A 15,702-nucleotide genomic window follows, 5' to 3' on the forward strand; every position below is an offset into this window, starting at 1 on the left:
TGTAAAAGATTTATGTTTCGCCCCTCAAAAAATAAAATAGAGGGTTTAGAAAGTTAGAGAGTTTTAGATTAAAATCAAACTACGGGTTTCAAACTTTTGCCAATGCGCGTCAGCGTTTCCTGCAGGGGACGATACGCTATGCCGGTTCTTTCGGTCAGCTTCCGGCCGTCGAACCTGAAGTGGTGCTGTGCTGCCCGGGCGGTCTCCCGGGTAAGAAGCGGACTGCTTCCGGTTAGGAAACTCCGTATTGCTTCAAAGCGCCAGACACACTCGGCCAGGAGTGTATTAACACGCCATTTCGGCGCTTTTTTATGCATCGCTGCGGCGGCATCTTCGAAGAATTTCCGATAGGGGACAGTCCCGCCGCTTACAATAAAACGCTCGCCCGAAATGTCGGAGAGGAGCAGCCGGCAGGCAGCTTCGCTGACATCGGCAACATCTACGTAGTTGAGAAGGCCCTCCGTGTAGAAGGGCTTTTCATCGTAAACATATTTAAAAAGCCTTGTGCTGCTCTTCAGCCAGTCGCCCTCTCCCAAAATGACGGAAGGATTCAGAATGACCGCGTTAAGGCCTTCGGCGATTCCCCGCCAGACTTCAAGCTCTGCGTTGTATTTCGTTACCGAATATTCGGAATTGGAAGTACTGTCGGTCCAGCGTTGTTCCTCGTTGATCTCAATCGGCCGGGGTGCGCTTTTCTGCAGGGTCTCAGGCCTTCCCAACGCTGCTACACTGCTGATATAGCAAAGCTTTTTTACACCTGCAAGAAGGCAGGCGTTGACGACGTTGGCGGTTCCTTCCACATTCACCTGTCGCATCATGCGCCTCTCCCTGGGGATAAAAGATACCATGGCCGCGGCATGAACCACGTAGTCAATTTCCGAAAAAATGGCCTCCAGGCCGACAATGTCGAGAATATCGCCTTCCACCCATTGCACCTTCCGGGCCGCGTCCTCCAGGAGCGACCGGTCTGAAGACGGCCGGTGGAGGACTGAAACGCTATGACCCAGATCGAGAAGTTGCCTGGTTATCCTGCTGCCCAACAATCCGGTTGCACCGGTTACTAAAACTTTCAAATAGCTCAGATTTTAATGGGTTCACCCGAGTGACGCCCTGCCTGTTCGCGGGGCCCATTCAAACAGGTAAAATTTCGACTACGCTTTCCTGCTAACGGCCGATGACACCTTTTGTAAAAAAATAACTGTTAGCCGATTGCTTGAAACCGGTGTCAAAGTTAACGATTTTCTATACAAAGGGTTCAATATCGACCTCAGTCTGCCGGTTTCCGGCAGATAGGCGGCTTTGCGGGGATGCTATGCGCTAGTACATACCGCCGGAGTCGTAGAACGACCGGCGCCGGGTCAGCTTCAGATCCTGGAGGATAGACGATTTGACCTTCAGCGTAAAGTTGTAGTTACTGGCCCTGACCGAACTACCGGCGTAGGGGGTCCAGCTCAGGCTCATTTCCCAGCAATGTAAATCCCTGTAGATCGTGACCTGCGTAATGGTCGGGCTGAGCGCCGCAAAGTCAAACCCGGAAGACACAGTGATTTTCCATTTGGGGGTAAGGCTCAGGTCACCGTTGAAATTGAGCGCCTGGACGGTGTTGGAAGGTGCAAGCCCGGTTCGGTTCCAGCCAAAATTGTAGCTGACGTTCACGTTCCAGGGGATATTAAAGTCGACATACAGATCGGGGTTCTGGTCAATGAACTCCAATTGTTCTTCCGACGCACCCGTTTTCTGCTTGTTTTGCTCGGTATTGACTTTTCGGGCAGCCGGGTTGAAGCTGGTGTTTAAGGAAAAGTTCATGTTCTGCAGGCGTGCCAGCCCCTGACCGTGGGTAATGGCGAACTTGTTGACCCGGACCCCCGACGTGGAACCCGGGTAGGCCTCATAAATGTAGGGGTCAAAGTTCATGTTGAAGTTCATATTAAGGTTTTTTCCCAGCCGGGTATTTGCGCTCAGGCTTATATTGGAAAGATTGAGCGAATCGGCAAGCAGGTTATAGTTACCGTTGATACTCAGGTTATCGAGCAGCGAGACCTTTTCAAACTGGTTTTCAGCCGTATCATTTTTGCTCCGGAGCTTCATTTCAAGCTGGTTGCCAAGCCCGAAATTGACCATTCCCGAGGCTCTGCCGTTTCCGCCGGTGGCCAGGTTTTTGTACTTGGAGAAAGTCCTTTTTTCGCCCTTGTCATTAATCTGAACCTCCTGGTAGAAGTTTCTGTTCCGCGAGAAATCGGGGGTATAGCTAAACGACACGTTGGGTATAACGGTATGCCGTATCGTCTCCAGCCTCCCTTTCCGTACCTGGAACAGGCCGTAAAAACGGGTGTTCATACCGGCCCCGAAATTGTAGGCATATTGGGTATAGATGGCCTCCGTCGTGTCAATCCGGATCCGGTTGTTCCCTTGATAGGTATAGTTATAGGCACGGTTGAAAAGCTCACCCTGGAACGACACACTTGGTGTTACGTTGATGTGCTTCAGCAATTTCATGTTCGGAAGCGATATCGGGATAGAATAACGCCCCTGGAAAGTTCCGTTGTCGAAAATCGTCGGAAGGTTCGGTCCGTTTATGGCCAGGACCTTCTGTTTGAGCCGGCTGGTGTCAATGGGGTTGTCAATGATGAACCTCAACGTTGCATAGGAGGTGTCAATGGCAGCCAGTGTATTGGTGACACCGTAATTTCCGCTGAAATCCATGCCCAGGCGGAAGCTTTCATACCAGCGTCCCCGTGCCTGCCCGCCTATGGTGAAAGGCGAAAACTGGTTGATCCCGAAGTTGAAATCCGAGCTGACATTGGTGGTACCGTTTTTCCGGATCTGGGTTTGAGCGTCAATGCTCCCGAAATTCTGGTTGACGCGCAAGCTTGCGCCGGCACGGGCGAAGCTACCGAACGTTTTGTTGTATTGTACCGACGAACTTGCCGTATTGGAGATATAGGTATTGATATCCGCCGCGTTGAGACTATTGTAACTGTCGCTTCCGATGTTGACGTTGGCGGAGAAAGTAGAACTTCCCCGCGGTTTTGGTGTATGGCTCCAGGAGAGCTTGAAGTCGTTCCGGATATCGTTCTTGAGAATCTTGTTCACTTCGTCGCCGGACCGGTTGCGGTTGAAGCGAAGCATTACGTTCCCCGAGTATTTGTACCGGCTCATGTAAGACGATTCCAGGCCCACGCCCCAACTGCCGCTGGTATAGAATTGCCCCAGGATCGCCGCGTTTACATATTCATTGATAGCGAAGTAATAGCCTCCGTCCCGGAGATAGAATCCCCGCATGGCATCCTCGCCATAGGTGGGAAAGAGAATACCGGAGGTGCCGGATTCCTTGTTTTTGGGTAGAGGAAAGAAACCAAAGGGCAATCCAAGGGGAAGGGGAACATCGCTGATGACCAGGTTAAAGAGGCCCGATATTACCTGTTTTTTCTCTACCAGCTTGATTTTGGGAGCATTGATATAGTAATGCGGGTGCTCCATATTACAGGTGGTGTACATGGCTTTAGCCAGGTAAAAGTTATTCAGGCTGTCTTTCTTTACCCGCTGCCCCCGGATATTTCCATCGCCTTCCTGGGTGATAATTCCCTTGATGATCCCCTTTTTGGTCTTGAAATTGTACCGGATTTCCTTGGTATTGTAAGTACTTTGTCCTTCCTGGAAAATGGGTTCGCCCACCATTTTTTTGGTAGCGGTGTCTTCGCGGCCGATGGCATAAACCTCATTCAACACCCAGTTGAGCCTGATATAATCGGCTTTCAGGTTGATTTCGCCGTAGGTGACAGAAGCGTTGCCGTAGAGGTGTACCTCTTTCTTCTGGGCTTCCATTATGGTGGAGTCTTCGGCCGTATAGACTACGGTGGTGCTCAGGTCGCCGACGACGGTGTCCACTTTGGCCGAATCCTTGGGTAATACAAGAGAATCCCCGGCCGGGATTGAGTCGCGGGCGCTGCCGGGAGCAGTCAGCGGAACAACCTGAGCTGGGGCCTTGACTGGAGCGGCTGCTTCTTTTTTCTTTGCTTTCTGAGATTTGGTACTTCTTTGTGAAAAAGTATCAAATGGTAAAAGAAGAAGTAGAGAGCCGATCCATATAATAAAGAGGTTTTTTTTCAGTTCTAACAAATAACTTACTTTTGTAAAATCTTGATGATCAAAATTAGCGTACAAAAATCAATGAAGTAATGTGCGTCACACAAAATAATGTTAAAAGTTATTAAATCTCTCGTAATTGTCCTGTTGTTGCTGACGAACCGGAATCCGGTTCTCGGAACCACGCCCACACCATCCATAGAGGGATATAAAGTTAAAACGGTTGTAATTGATGCCGGTCATGGCGGACATGATCCGGGGACGGTCGGGAAACGCGCCAAGGAAAAAAACGTCGTGTTAAAACTGGCCCTGGAGCTTGGAAAACGCATCAAAGACGAATACCCTGACGTGAAGGTGCTTTATACCAGGACTACTGACAAATTTGTGGATCTCTCGGATCGTTCCGGTTATGCCAACCATAACAATGCCGATCTATTCATCTCCCTGCATTGCAACTCCAGCCCCAGGTCGAAGGCCGTCAAAGGTACGGAGACATTCGTAATGGGCTTGCATAAAACCGACGGGAACCTGGAAGTTGCGAAACGGGAAAACTCCGTCATCCTGAAAGAGACCAATTATCAGCAGAAATACAAGGGATTTGACCCCGATTCTCCGCTCGCTTATATTATGCTGGCCAACTACCAGAGTGCCTTTTTGACCAACAGCCTCAGGTTTGCGCAACATGTGGAGAATAATTTCGGGAAGTTCAGGACGAGCAGAGGGGTAAAACAAGCCGGTTTTCTTGTACTTTGGCGGACTACAATGCCGAGCGTGCTGGTCGAAGTGGGCTTCCTGAGTAACCCGGAGGAAGAAAATTACCTGCTTTCAGAAGAAGGAAACGCGGAAAATGCCGAAAGGATCCTGAAAGCATTCGGTGCTTATAAAAGAGCGGTGGAGACTGAGGAGTGAATGTGTGCCTAACACCTCACGCCCCACACCTCACACCTAAAGAAATAGTATAAACGTATTTATAGCTAGGATGTCTAAAGAAGTAAAGGTTGGCCTGTTAGCGGCAATATCGCTGGTTGTCTTGTATTTCGGGTTTCATTTCCTGAAGGGATCGGATATTTTCTCCAGGTCCAATATCTATTATGTTGAATATGACAATGTTGATGGTCTCACTTCCTCCAATCCCGTTCTTCTGAACGGTTACCCGGTAGGGCGGGTGGTGCAGATAGACCTGGTGCCGGAGAAGAACAACATGTTACGGGTAAGCCTGGATGTACGGAAGAATTTGCCGCTTCCGGAAGGTACAAAGGCAGTGCTTGTCGACGGTGGTTTGCTTGGCGGCAAAGCGGTACGGCTGCAGATGGGCACTTCGAAGGTAATGCTGCCTAACAAGTCGCTGCTGGTTTCCGAAAAAGAGGCCGGCCTGATGGCGCTGCTTCAGAGTCAGGCTACGCCGGTATTGTCGCATGCTGATTCGCTCATGGTCAACCTGGCGATTGTTTCGGAAGGCTTTAAGCAAACCGGAGAGACGCTTAACAAGGTGCTGGCCAATTTTGACCAGACCGGCAACTCGCTGAACAGTATTTTGAACGAGAATAAGGGGAAGATTGCCGGCCTGATGGCTAACCTGAGTAAACTTTCGGAATCGCTCGTAGAGACCGAAAAGGGGATCAAACCGCTGCTTGCCAATGCCAATACGCTGGTGGACTCTTTGAACGCACTTTCGTTGGGTGCTACGATCAATAAGGCCCACCAGACCATAGGAGAGCTGCAAACGCTCCTGGCGGGTATAAAAGCCGGTGAGGGGACCGCCGGTAAGTTACTGACCGACGACGCGCTCTACCAGAACCTGAACTATACGATGATGAGCCTGAACCAGCTGCTTGCCAATTTCCGGGAGCACCCCAAGCGTTACATCAACGTTTCTGTTTTCGGGAAGAAAGACCGTGGCCCGGCTGTTTCGCCGATTGATACGCTGTTGAAGTTCAAGGAGCCCGCTCCCGACACTACGTCCCGTTAAGGTTATCGTTACAGAACATGGATAGTGCTCCTTCCTTGAGGGAGTAACGGGAGGCTTTTATCCGGTTAATAGGGTAGGCGTTTACGATGTACTCGATGAGGCATACGGCAACACTGATCAGGTCGACGCGCAGTTCTTTCATTCCTGGTATACTGAGTCTTGCGGCCCTGTCGGAGCTCAGGATGAGATTCCGGCTTTTTTCAAACACTTCAAGCGGGATATCGAACCCGGTCTGGTGAGCCGGTGGCCAGTCGTTCAGCCGGTTCCAATGATCCATTTCCGCCAGTGTTTCAAAGGTCCCGGAGGAACCGACCAGTACCTGCGGGGCGTATTGATGGATCGCATTGGAAAGCGGTATGAGCTGTTCGTCGAGAAAATTAAAGATATGCTTTCTGGACGCCGCGCTTAGCGGGTCTGATTTTACAAAACGCTCTATCAGGCGTTGACCACCAATCTCGAAGCTTTTCTTCCAGAAGACGTCCTGCTGATCGGCAATGATAAATTCCACGCTTCCGCCGCCGATGTCCATAATGAGGTTCGGGTTTGCGCCCAGGTGCACCGCTTCCCGGACGCCTAAGTAGATGAGCTGGGCTTCGGTACTGCCGTCGATCACCCGGATGCTGAAACCCATTTGATCCCGGACCCGGTCGATGAATTCGTCCTGGTTGGCGGCATTGCGGACGGCGCTCGTACCGAATACAAACACGTCCTTCGGGAATATTTCAAAGCGCTGCAGCTCCTTTTCAAAATCGGCCAGGATGGAGACAGCCCGGTGAATAGCATCGTCTGTGATTACTTTCCGGTTAATCCCGTCCTTCCCGATTTTTGAAGGCGTGCTCTTTTGAAAAAGAATGGTGAATCCTGTGCGCTCCTGGGTGGCTACGATCATCTGGAACGTATTGGTGCCCAGATCAATCACCGCCAGCTTCTTGCTCATAAACGGTACTTTTTTTCAAATATCTATTTTTTTACCAAAAAGATTGATTCGTAAAACACAAAATATTAACTTTGTGGCCTTTTAAGGGAGATAAAATATCATCATCTAATATGTTAATTATCAATATCAAAGACAACGAATCGATTGATCGTGCGCTGAAGAGGTACAAAAAGAAGTTTGAACGTACTGGAAGAATGCGTGAACTGCGTTCCCGGACTGCTTTCCAGAAGCCATCAGTAGGGCGCCGTATGCAGATTCTGCGTGCAATTTATAAGGAGAAAACCTACGGTAACCATAACGATTAGTACCCGCTCATCCGGGTAGGGGTCGTCGGGTTTCGTATCCGCGATATTCTGGTCAATGTCTTTGGGTTTGTTGTAACTTATTGAAATAGAGTATTTTGCGATAAATAAGACCCCGGATATGTCAAAAACTGGCATAATTCGGGGTTTTGTTTATCCTCCGGGTTCTTCTTTACCCCCAAATTGCACATTTTTAAGGAGGGTGTTAGCAACTTTATGAACGTTGTTTGTAGGAGCTGATTGAACTTTTCCCGGAAATATCCCTTCTGTGTATAAACGAAAAAAGTTTGGAGCCGGCTTGGGGCATAGCCCCAAGCCGGCTCCAAACTTTTTTCCCAGAGATCGCCAGATCAGAAAATTACGAGGCGAGGTTTTTGAAAACCGCCGCGTTATTGGTAATATGGCAGCGTCTGGTCAAAACGTTACCCGACGGAGAAAGTACTCTGATAAGTCATTACTACCCTAACTCTATTAGACATTTTTGATGCAAAATCTTCGGAAAGCTAGTGTTGACGTGGCAATCTCTGTCTATGGTAAACCTTATCAGACTGCTGTAACATTGTTGACACTACTAAGGCATTCAGACTTCTGGATAGATAAAATATATTTCCTGGAAGAACGGAAACAGCCAGAACCGTCAGATTTTAACTTTATCTACAAAGTCCTCGGCGAAAGAGTATTGCGCTACAAGCCGATGTTCTGGTTCGGGTATAAACCGCCTCGCCGAAAACTCTTATCTTTTGCACCCTATCGTAGGTCGGTGAGGTACCAATATGCCTGGGAGAAAACTGACAAAAAGTACCTATTGCTGGTCCACAACGATGTTTATTTCAAAGGCGACCTGGTTTTCGAATATCTAAAATACATTGACGATTATGCTGGCGTTGGGAAGATAGGGCAATGTTGGAATTGCCCGGCATATGCTGCGCAACTTTGCAATGGTGATAATTATCAGAATTTTAAACCCACGGCGGATGAGATTTTCAGGCTCGCGAGCCTACATCCCGGAGCAAGAACAAAAATCTATTCACAAGTCGTGGATATTGAGCAGCCTTGGCCGCTTCCCGAATGCAGGCTGAACGAATATGTCGGGATGATTAATATGGAGCATGCCAGGAACGTTACGCTACCCCGCGGTAAAATCACACCCTTTGGGATTCATAACCCTGTTGATACAGGTGTAAAATGGTTTCAGCAGATGAACCAAGTGGGTTATAATTTTTACAATGTCGATTATGATCCTTTTGCAACACACAGTTGGGTGAGCTTAAAAAATTCAGGAAATAATTCATTATCTGACAGGGGTTTATATCGACATGAAGAGTCTATTGCTCTCAAGTGTCTTCAGGAAGAATTTGGCATCTTTCCTTGACAGAACGTCCTGTGATTCCCATTAATGATACTCGACCTCACCCCAATGATATTTGTAAGCGACTTGTGAGCAAATGATTTCGAGACAGAAAATCGAACTCTTTTGAGAAAAGACCCATGTAGGCGCCGCATCAACAAAAACAGTCTGGAGCCGGCCTAATGAATAAAAGCGATGTATAGATGGCTCCAGGCAATCTATACATCGCTTTTATATGGGGTGGGAGGGTTCAGGCGGCCTCTTCCACCAGCAGTTTGATACCATCTGCTTTTACAATAGTTACTTTGCTGCCGGCTTCGATTCGGGTGTGCTTTGACGAAATGGCCATCCACTCGGCGCCCCGGTAATAAATCCGGCCTTCTCCTTCGGCCGGGATGTCGCTGATGACCATCGCGGTTTCGCCGGCGTATTCACTGTATTCCTTCTGTTTGGATTGGCTCACCCATTTTTTTACCGGTTTTCTCAGCAGAATGGTAGTTCCGATTGAAATCAGCGAAAATATGATGATCTGGTACTCGAGCGAAGGTACGAGGCCGGTCGCGCTGAGTATGGCGGTGATAAACGCCGCAATGGCCAGGAATACGAAAACGAGGGCTACACTTACCAGTTCGGCGAACAGCATCAGCAATCCGATGATGAGCCAAATCTGGGGTAACGACAGGAAATCCATGACAGTTGAAACTTGTGGGTACGTATTTACTTTTTATTCGACTCTGATTTTACCACACTCATCGCAGATGCAATGAGCGAGCCCATGTCCGCAAAGTTAGCCGGAAGTATCAATGTATTATTGGTTTTGGCCAGTTTCCCGAACTGCTCTACCAGGTTTTCTGCAACTTTGAGCTGAACCGCGTCCATTCCTCCCTCCGTATTGATCGCTCCCGCTACCAGCCGGATGCTTTGAGCCGTAGCCTCGGCCACCGAAAGCAAGGCGGCGGCCTCTCCTTCCGCCTCGTTGATCTGGCGTGCCCGGAGTCCTTCCGATTCCAGTACGACCTTTTGTTTCTGGCCTTCGGCCAGGTTAATCGCCGCCTGTTTCTCACCGTCGGATTGAAGAATGACCGCTCTTCTTTCCCTTTCTGCCTGCATTTGTTTCTCCATTGCCACCAATACGCTCTGGGGTGGTGTAATGTTTTTGATTTCGTAACGCAGTACCTTCACCCCCCAGCTGATGGCAGCCTCGTCAATGGCCTGCACCACGGCGCGGTTGATGGTCATACGCTCTTCAAAGGTACGGTCCAGGTCGAGCTTGCCTATTTCGCTCCGCATGGTGGTTTGGGCCAGCTGGCTGACGGCGAAATTGTAGTCATTGATGCCGTAGGAGGCTTTCTGAGGGTCGATCACCTGGATGAAGATCACCCCGTCCATCCGGACCTGAACGTTGTCTTTGGTGATACAAATCTGTTCAGGAATGTCCAGCGCTTTTTCTTTCAGGCTATGTTTATAGGCAATCCGGTCGAAAAACGGGATGATAAAACTGATCCCGGGTTGAAGTACGCCATGAAATCGCCCCAGGCGTTCCATGATGTAGGCGCTTTGCTGCGGGACCACCTTCACGGCCATTAAAAGCGTAACAACCACTATGACGAGTAAAACGTAGGCTACGGACATATAGTTTCGGGGTATATTATGAATTGTTTTCTTGAAGATACGGATGATATCCCCGTTTTGCAACGATTATAGTGTAAACGTTTCACTGCCGGTTTATACGGCAGGTAGCTGCTTTAAGCGGTAATGATTTCCCGGTTATTTCAGGATCTCGCGGGAAATGACCATTTTCTGTACTTCGCTGGTCCCTTCACCGATGGTGCATAACTTGCTGTCGCGGTAAAACTTTTCTACCGGATAGTCTTTTGTGAAGCCATATCCGCCCAGTATCTGCACAGCTTCTCCGGTTACGCTCACAGCGGTTTCGGAGGCGTGATACTTGGCCACGGAGCTCGGCAAAGTCACATTTTCGCCCCGATCTTTAGCGGTCGCCGCCTGGTAGGTAAGCAGTGTCGCCGCTTGTATCTGGGTATACATATCAGCCAGCTTGAATGCTATTCCCTGGAAATGTGCAATCGGTTTTCCGAATTGTTCGCGTTCTTTCGCGTAGGCCAAAGCCGCTTCGTAAGCGCCCAGTGCGGTGCCGATGCTAAGCGAAGCGATAGAAATACGGCCGCCATCCAGGATTTTTAGCGCCTGGTGAAAGCCGTCGCCCACCTCACCGAGCCGCTGGGTATCGCTGATCCGGCAGTTTTCAAAGACGAGCTCCGTAGTTTCGGACGCGCGCATACCCAGCTTGTCCAACTTTTTGCCGGCTGAAAACCCGGGCGTGCCGCGCTCTACTACAAAGGCAGTCGCATTGGATTTGGCGCCGCTTTCACCTGTGCGTGCGATGACCACCAGTACATCTCCGCTTTTTCCATGGGTGATAAAAGTTTTGCTGCCGTTCAGGGTCCAGGAGTCTCCGTCCCTCGAAGCAACGGTTTTCAGGTTGCCGGCATCCGAGCCTGAACCCGGTTCTGTAAGTCCCCAGGCGCCCAGCCACTCGCCTGATGCCAGCAGAGGTAAGTATTTTTGCTTCTGCGCTTCGTTTCCGAACATCAGGATGTGATTGGTGCAAAGGGAGTTATGGGCGGCCATAGAAAGCCCGATCGACGGATCGACTTTTGACAGTTCTACAATAGCGGTCACGTATTCCTGGTACCCCAGCCCGGCGCCGCCATAAGCTTCCGGAACCAGCATGCCCATGACCCCGAGGCTACCCAGCTGCCTGAAGACATCAATGGGGAAATGCTGTGCCTCATCCCATTGCCGCACATAAGGAAGAATGTTGGAAGCCGAAAAGTCCCTGATGGCCTGACGGATAATTTCCTGGTTTTCATTCAATGGATAAAGCATAATGGTTGGTTTGTTGATTGGAAGGCGGAAATCGGAAGGCGGAAGTCGGAAATCGGAAATCGGAAATCGGAACGTGGGAATCGGAAATTGTCTTCATATACGGCCCGACCTACGCAGCGCGGCTTACGCGGCGCGGCCGATTTCCGACTTCCGATTTCCAATATCCTATCTCCCCTTTCCAAATTAAAATAATACAATACGGATAATAAATTCGATCGCCATTCTCCCCGGTGATAAAGGAAAAAAATTATATTTGTCCTTCGCCTGCCGGAGGCATTCCGCCGGTTTGCCGGAGCCGGAGGCGATGGCAAAAGGTATATAAAACCTTTGTTTTAAACAAATAGCAAATAGGATCAAGCGATTATCTTATACCATACACCATCAATAAAGGATGAAAATTGCAGTTGTAGGAACAGGTTACGTTGGACTCGTGACGGGTACATGTTTTTCGGAAACGGGGAACCAGGTTGTCTGCGTCGACGTCAATGAAGAAAAAATAAAAGGTTTACAGAACGGCGTTATGCCGATTTACGAACCCGGGCTCGACGTGTTATTTAACCGGAACGTGGAAGAAGGACGGTTAAAGTTCACCACCAGCCTGAAAGAAGGAATTGAAGGCGCCGAAACTATTTTCCTGGCTTTACCGACGCCTCCGGGAGAAGACGGCTCTGCAGACCTGAAATATATCCTGAAGGTAGCTGACGACCTGGGTAAACTGATGACCCAATATGCGGTGATAGTGGATAAAAGCACTGTTCCGGTGGGAACGGCCGAACTCGTCAGCGCAGCTATTTCGCGCAACGCCACGGTAGACTTTGACGTGGTCTCTAACCCCGAATTCCTGAGAGAGGGGGTTGCCGTGGAAGATTTCATGAAACCGGATCGTGTGGTAGTAGGTACGGGCTCGGAGCGGGCAAAAAAAGTGATGGAAAGGTTGTATGCGCCGCTCGTCAGACAGGGTAACCCGATTATTTTCATGGATGAGCGGTCAGCAGAAATGACCAAATATGCAGCCAACGCTTTCCTGGCTATGAAAATTACTTTCATGAATGAAATCGCCAACCTGTGCGAAAAGACAGGTGCGAATGTCGATCATATACGCCGTGGGATTGGTACTGACAGCCGTATCGGGAAGCGGTTTTTGTTTGCAGGTATCGGTTACGGAGGAAGCTGCTTTCCAAAAGACGTGCAGGCACTGGCAAAGACATCCGCGGATTATGCCTACGATTTCCGCCTGCTTAATGCCGTTATGGAAGTGAACAAAGACCAGAAGCGGAAACTGTTGCCGCATTTGCTGGCGTATTTCGGCGGTGATCTGAAAGACAAAACGATAGCGGTCTGGGGGTTGGCCTTTAAGCCTTACACCGATGATATACGCGAGGCGCCTGCTTTGGAAAATATACGCGAGTTGCTTGATTTAGGGGCGAAAGTTACTGCTTATGACCCCGAAGGAATGCCCAATACGAAGGCGCTATTGCCTGGTGTGACCTACTGTCATACCGCTTATGCCGCCCTTGACGACGCGGATGCATTGATGATTTTTACGGAATGGCCGCAGTTCAGAACGCCTGAGTTTGAGAAAGTTAGTGCCCTTCTGAAGAATAAAGTTATTTTTGACGGGAGAAACTTGTACGAACCTGAACACATGAAAGAATTGGGTTTTGCCTATTTCAGCATAGGCCGGGAAACCGTTAGCTGACGGCCGGCTAGGACTTGTTCGGCTGCGTAACGCAGGTCGGAAGCACGTCTGCTTATATTTAGGAAGGGTTTTGCCCACTGCCCGGGACCGGATTTCGCGGACCCGGGATTGGCGAAGCCCGGATTGTGGGGCAATTACCCGATAGTTCTATTATTAGGTTTAAGAATAACCAATGAGAATTTCTAAATATAGGCGAAGCAATGGCCCAATTTTATTCAGGGAGCCCGGGCAAGCTGGAGCAGGTCGATGTACTGCGCGGCATTGCTATTCTCCTGGTTTTCGGCTATCACTGGCATTTGACAACAGCGCAGGGATTTTTGCCGGTTAAAGGAGCGTTTCTTGCATTCGAGAATGCAACTATACAACAGATTGCGGGCACTTTTTCGCCGTTAGCTTACGGCGATGTCGGTGTTCAGCTCTTCCTGGTTATCAGTGGGTTCCTGATTCACCACGGTCAGCTGGCGCGCGGCGGCGAATTGAATATCCGTAAGTTCTTTGCGAGAAGATTCTGGCGGATTTATCCGCCCTATCTCCTGGTCCTGCTTTTTTTTGCTTTCGTGGACAAGCAACAGTCCGCCCACTTTCTCTTTACCGAGGAGGGGCGGGTGGCGCTTGTTTCCCATATCTTCCTTGTTCACAATTTTTTTAGTGACAGTGGCATTATCTTCGGAGTGAATCCTTCATTCTGGAGTATTGCGCTGGAAGCGCAATTATATGCTTTGTATCCCCTTTTTCTGGTGCTTGCGGCCCGCTTAGGGATCCGGGCACTTTGTACGGCTCTTTTTTTTGTCCACATCGCTGCCATTCTCGGGATCATGTACCGCAACGGGGGCCGGCCGCCGGAAAGGCTGAGTGAAATGACCTTTGTGCTGCACTACTGGATTGTCTGGGTGCTTGGCGCCGTGGTTGCCGACTTCTACTCCCGGGGCAGACGGGTTTTTAATGTTTCCTGGTGGAAATGGCTGATCCTGCTACTGACTTATGCGGCTTCCAAAGCTTTCATCCTCTTCTTTTTTTATTTCAATCATATTATGGCGGCGGTCTTATGGGCCATGCTGCTTGAGCTGGTGTTGCATTCCCGGTTAAGCGCACCCGGATTTTGGGAATATGTAAGGAATGCGCTTATTTATGTAGGCCTTTGCAGCTATAGCATCTACCTGATCCATCAGCCGCTCATAGAACCGCTGCTCCGGTACATTAATTGGGCCGACTCCTCCCGCTTCACGCCGGTAATTAATGGCGTTATTACTTTTGTCATTATCTTTCTTGTTTCTTACGGGATGTACCTGTTCATAGAACAACCTTCCATCCGATTTGGACAAAAATTAGCAAAACAACAGGACCTGAAATAAATTCAGGCTATTTTTGGCACTTGCGAAATTAACAAGGAACTATCCAACACAAATGAAAAGAGTATTGATAACAGGTGCGGCGGGCTTTCTGGGGTCTCACCTTTGCGACCGCTTTATTAAAGAAGGTTACCGCGTTGTGGCGATGGACAACCTGATAACCGGCGATCTCCGGAATATCGAACATCTCATGCCGCTTGCAAATTTTGAGTTTTATCACCACGATGTGACCAAGTTTGTGCATGTTCCGGGCGATCTGGACTATATTCTGCACTTTGCATCTCCGGCCAGCCCGATCGACTACCTTAAGATCCCGATTCAGACGCTGAAGGTAGGTGCCATGGGCACGCACAACCTGCTGGGCCTGGCCCGTGTGAAGAACGCGCGGTTTATGATTGCTTCTACTTCAGAGGTTTACGGCGATCCGCTCGTGCACCCGCAGACCGAAGAGTACTGGGGACACGTGAACCCGGTAGGGCCGCGTGGCTGTTACGACGAAGCCAAGCGCTACCAGGAGGCAATTACCATGGCTTATCATACTTATCATGGCCTGGAAACCCGCATTGTCCGGATTTTCAATACCTATGGCCCCCGCATGCGGCTCAACGACGGCCGTGTCCTGCCGGCTTTCATAGGGCAGGCGCTTCGCGGCGAAGATCTCACCATATTCGGCGATGGTTCTCAAACCCGTTCTTTCTGCTACGTGGACGACCTTGTGGAAGGCATTTACCGCCTGCTTTTGAGCGATTACGCCAACCCGGTTAATATTGGCAACCCATCGGAAATCACGATAAAAGATTTCGCGGAAGAAATTATTAAACTGACCGGGACCAGTCAGAAAGTAGTCTACAAGCCGCTTCCCAAGGATGATCCCAAACAGCGCCAGCCGGATATTACAAAGGCGCGTGAAATACTGGGCTGGGAACCCAAAGTGGGCCGTGCGGAAGGGCTGAAGAAAACTTACGACTATTTCAGAGGACTTTCCAAGGAGCGGCTTTACGAAGAATCCAACCACAGAGAGTTTGACGCTGCCAGGAAATAACAGGACGAAAGAGCGGTTTGAGATGAACTCAAGTTTGCGTATTTTCGTTCTGTGATTGGTTTT

Annotated in this window: 14 protein-coding genes; 7 read left to right on the top strand and 7 right to left on the bottom strand. The window is 49.6% G+C overall.

The features are described 5' to 3' along the window. Window positions 1–74 precede the first annotated feature (74 nt). Both ABD852_RS00955 and ABD852_RS00960 read right to left on the bottom strand, forming a co-directional pair. The gene (locus ABD852_RS00955) at window positions 75–1,073 is read right to left on the bottom strand and encodes an NAD-dependent epimerase/dehydratase family protein (protein WP_345026113.1); all 999 of its coding nucleotides are present in this window, start codon (window positions 1,071–1,073) and stop codon (window positions 75–77) included. A 244-nt stretch (window positions 1,074–1,317) separates the two neighbouring features. Further along, window positions 1,318–4,119, bottom strand: coding sequence for a putative LPS assembly protein LptD (locus tag ABD852_RS00960; RefSeq protein ID WP_345026114.1), 2,802 nt, complete (start codon window positions 4,117–4,119; stop codon window positions 1,318–1,320). Between the two features lie 78 nt (window positions 4,120–4,197). Between ABD852_RS00960 and ABD852_RS00965 the strand changes: the two genes are divergently transcribed. Next, a complete protein-coding gene (locus ABD852_RS00965) occupies window positions 4,198–4,995 on the top strand; it encodes an N-acetylmuramoyl-L-alanine amidase family protein (RefSeq protein WP_345026115.1) in 798 nt (265 codons plus the stop codon). Between the two features lie 70 nt (window positions 4,996–5,065). After that, window positions 5,066–6,055, top strand: coding sequence for an MlaD family protein (locus ABD852_RS00970; protein ID WP_345026116.1), 990 nt, complete (start codon window positions 5,066–5,068; stop codon window positions 6,053–6,055). Here ABD852_RS00970 and ABD852_RS00975 read toward each other — a convergent pair. Then, a complete protein-coding gene (locus tag ABD852_RS00975) occupies window positions 6,042–6,992 on the bottom strand; it encodes a Ppx/GppA phosphatase family protein (RefSeq protein WP_345026117.1) in 951 nt (316 codons plus the stop codon). The two genes, ABD852_RS00970 and ABD852_RS00975, sit on opposite strands and share 14 nt — an antisense overlap. Window positions 6,993–7,102: 110 nt before the next feature. Between ABD852_RS00975 and rpsU the strand changes: the two genes are divergently transcribed. After that, window positions 7,103–7,297 carry a 30S ribosomal protein S21 gene (rpsU, locus tag ABD852_RS00980; RefSeq protein ID WP_345026118.1) on the top strand — a complete coding sequence of 65 codons (195 nt, stop codon included), beginning with the start codon at window positions 7,103–7,105 and terminating at the stop codon, window positions 7,295–7,297. Here rpsU and ABD852_RS00985 read toward each other — a convergent pair. Further along, window positions 7,226–7,432 carry a hypothetical protein gene (locus tag ABD852_RS00985; RefSeq protein WP_345026259.1) on the bottom strand — a complete coding sequence of 69 codons (207 nt, stop codon included), beginning with the start codon at window positions 7,430–7,432 and terminating at the stop codon, window positions 7,226–7,228. The two genes, rpsU and ABD852_RS00985, sit on opposite strands and share 72 nt — an antisense overlap. A gap of 346 nt (window positions 7,433–7,778) precedes the next feature. On the opposite strand from ABD852_RS00985, the gene ABD852_RS00990 reads away from it, so the two are divergent. Further along, complete coding sequence (locus tag ABD852_RS00990) at window positions 7,779–8,666, top strand: hypothetical protein (RefSeq protein ID WP_345026255.1); 888 nt, start codon at window positions 7,779–7,781, stop codon at window positions 8,664–8,666. Between the two features lie 226 nt (window positions 8,667–8,892). Here the strand turns inward: ABD852_RS00990 and ABD852_RS00995 are convergent, their stop codons facing one another. The 3 genes from ABD852_RS00995 to ABD852_RS01005 form a co-directional block, all read right to left on the bottom strand. Beyond that, entirely contained in the window at window positions 8,893–9,333 is a 441-nt protein-coding gene (locus ABD852_RS00995) for an NfeD family protein (RefSeq protein ID WP_345026119.1), read from the bottom strand. A gap of 26 nt (window positions 9,334–9,359) precedes the next feature. Then, complete coding sequence (locus tag ABD852_RS01000; protein WP_345026120.1) at window positions 9,360–10,274, bottom strand: SPFH domain-containing protein; 915 nt, start codon at window positions 10,272–10,274, stop codon at window positions 9,360–9,362. Window positions 10,275–10,409: 135 nt separating this feature from the next. Next, on the bottom strand, window positions 10,410–11,549 hold the full coding sequence (locus ABD852_RS01005; protein ID WP_345026121.1) for an acyl-CoA dehydrogenase family protein: 1,140 nt from the start codon (window positions 11,547–11,549) through the stop codon (window positions 10,410–10,412). 391 nt (window positions 11,550–11,940) lie between these two features. Between ABD852_RS01005 and ABD852_RS01010 the strand changes: the two genes are divergently transcribed. The 3 genes from ABD852_RS01010 to ABD852_RS01020 all read left to right on the top strand — a co-directional run bounded on the left by ABD852_RS01010 (window position 11,941) and on the right by ABD852_RS01020 (window position 15,639). Then, window positions 11,941–13,248: a UDP-glucose dehydrogenase family protein gene (locus ABD852_RS01010; protein WP_345026122.1), complete on the top strand. Its 1,308-nt coding sequence runs from the start codon at window positions 11,941–11,943 to the stop codon at window positions 13,246–13,248. Window positions 13,249–13,448: 200 nt separating this feature from the next. Beyond that, window positions 13,449–14,600, top strand: coding sequence for an acyltransferase family protein (locus ABD852_RS01015; protein ID WP_345026123.1), 1,152 nt, complete (start codon window positions 13,449–13,451; stop codon window positions 14,598–14,600). A gap of 52 nt (window positions 14,601–14,652) precedes the next feature. Next, window positions 14,653–15,639, top strand: coding sequence for a UDP-glucuronic acid decarboxylase family protein (locus ABD852_RS01020; protein ID WP_345026124.1), 987 nt, complete (start codon window positions 14,653–14,655; stop codon window positions 15,637–15,639). Window positions 15,640–15,702: the final 63 nt, after the last annotated feature.

The organism is Ravibacter arvi (assembly GCF_039540405.1).
GTDB lineage: Bacteria > Bacteroidota > Bacteroidia > Cytophagales > Spirosomataceae > Ravibacter > Ravibacter arvi.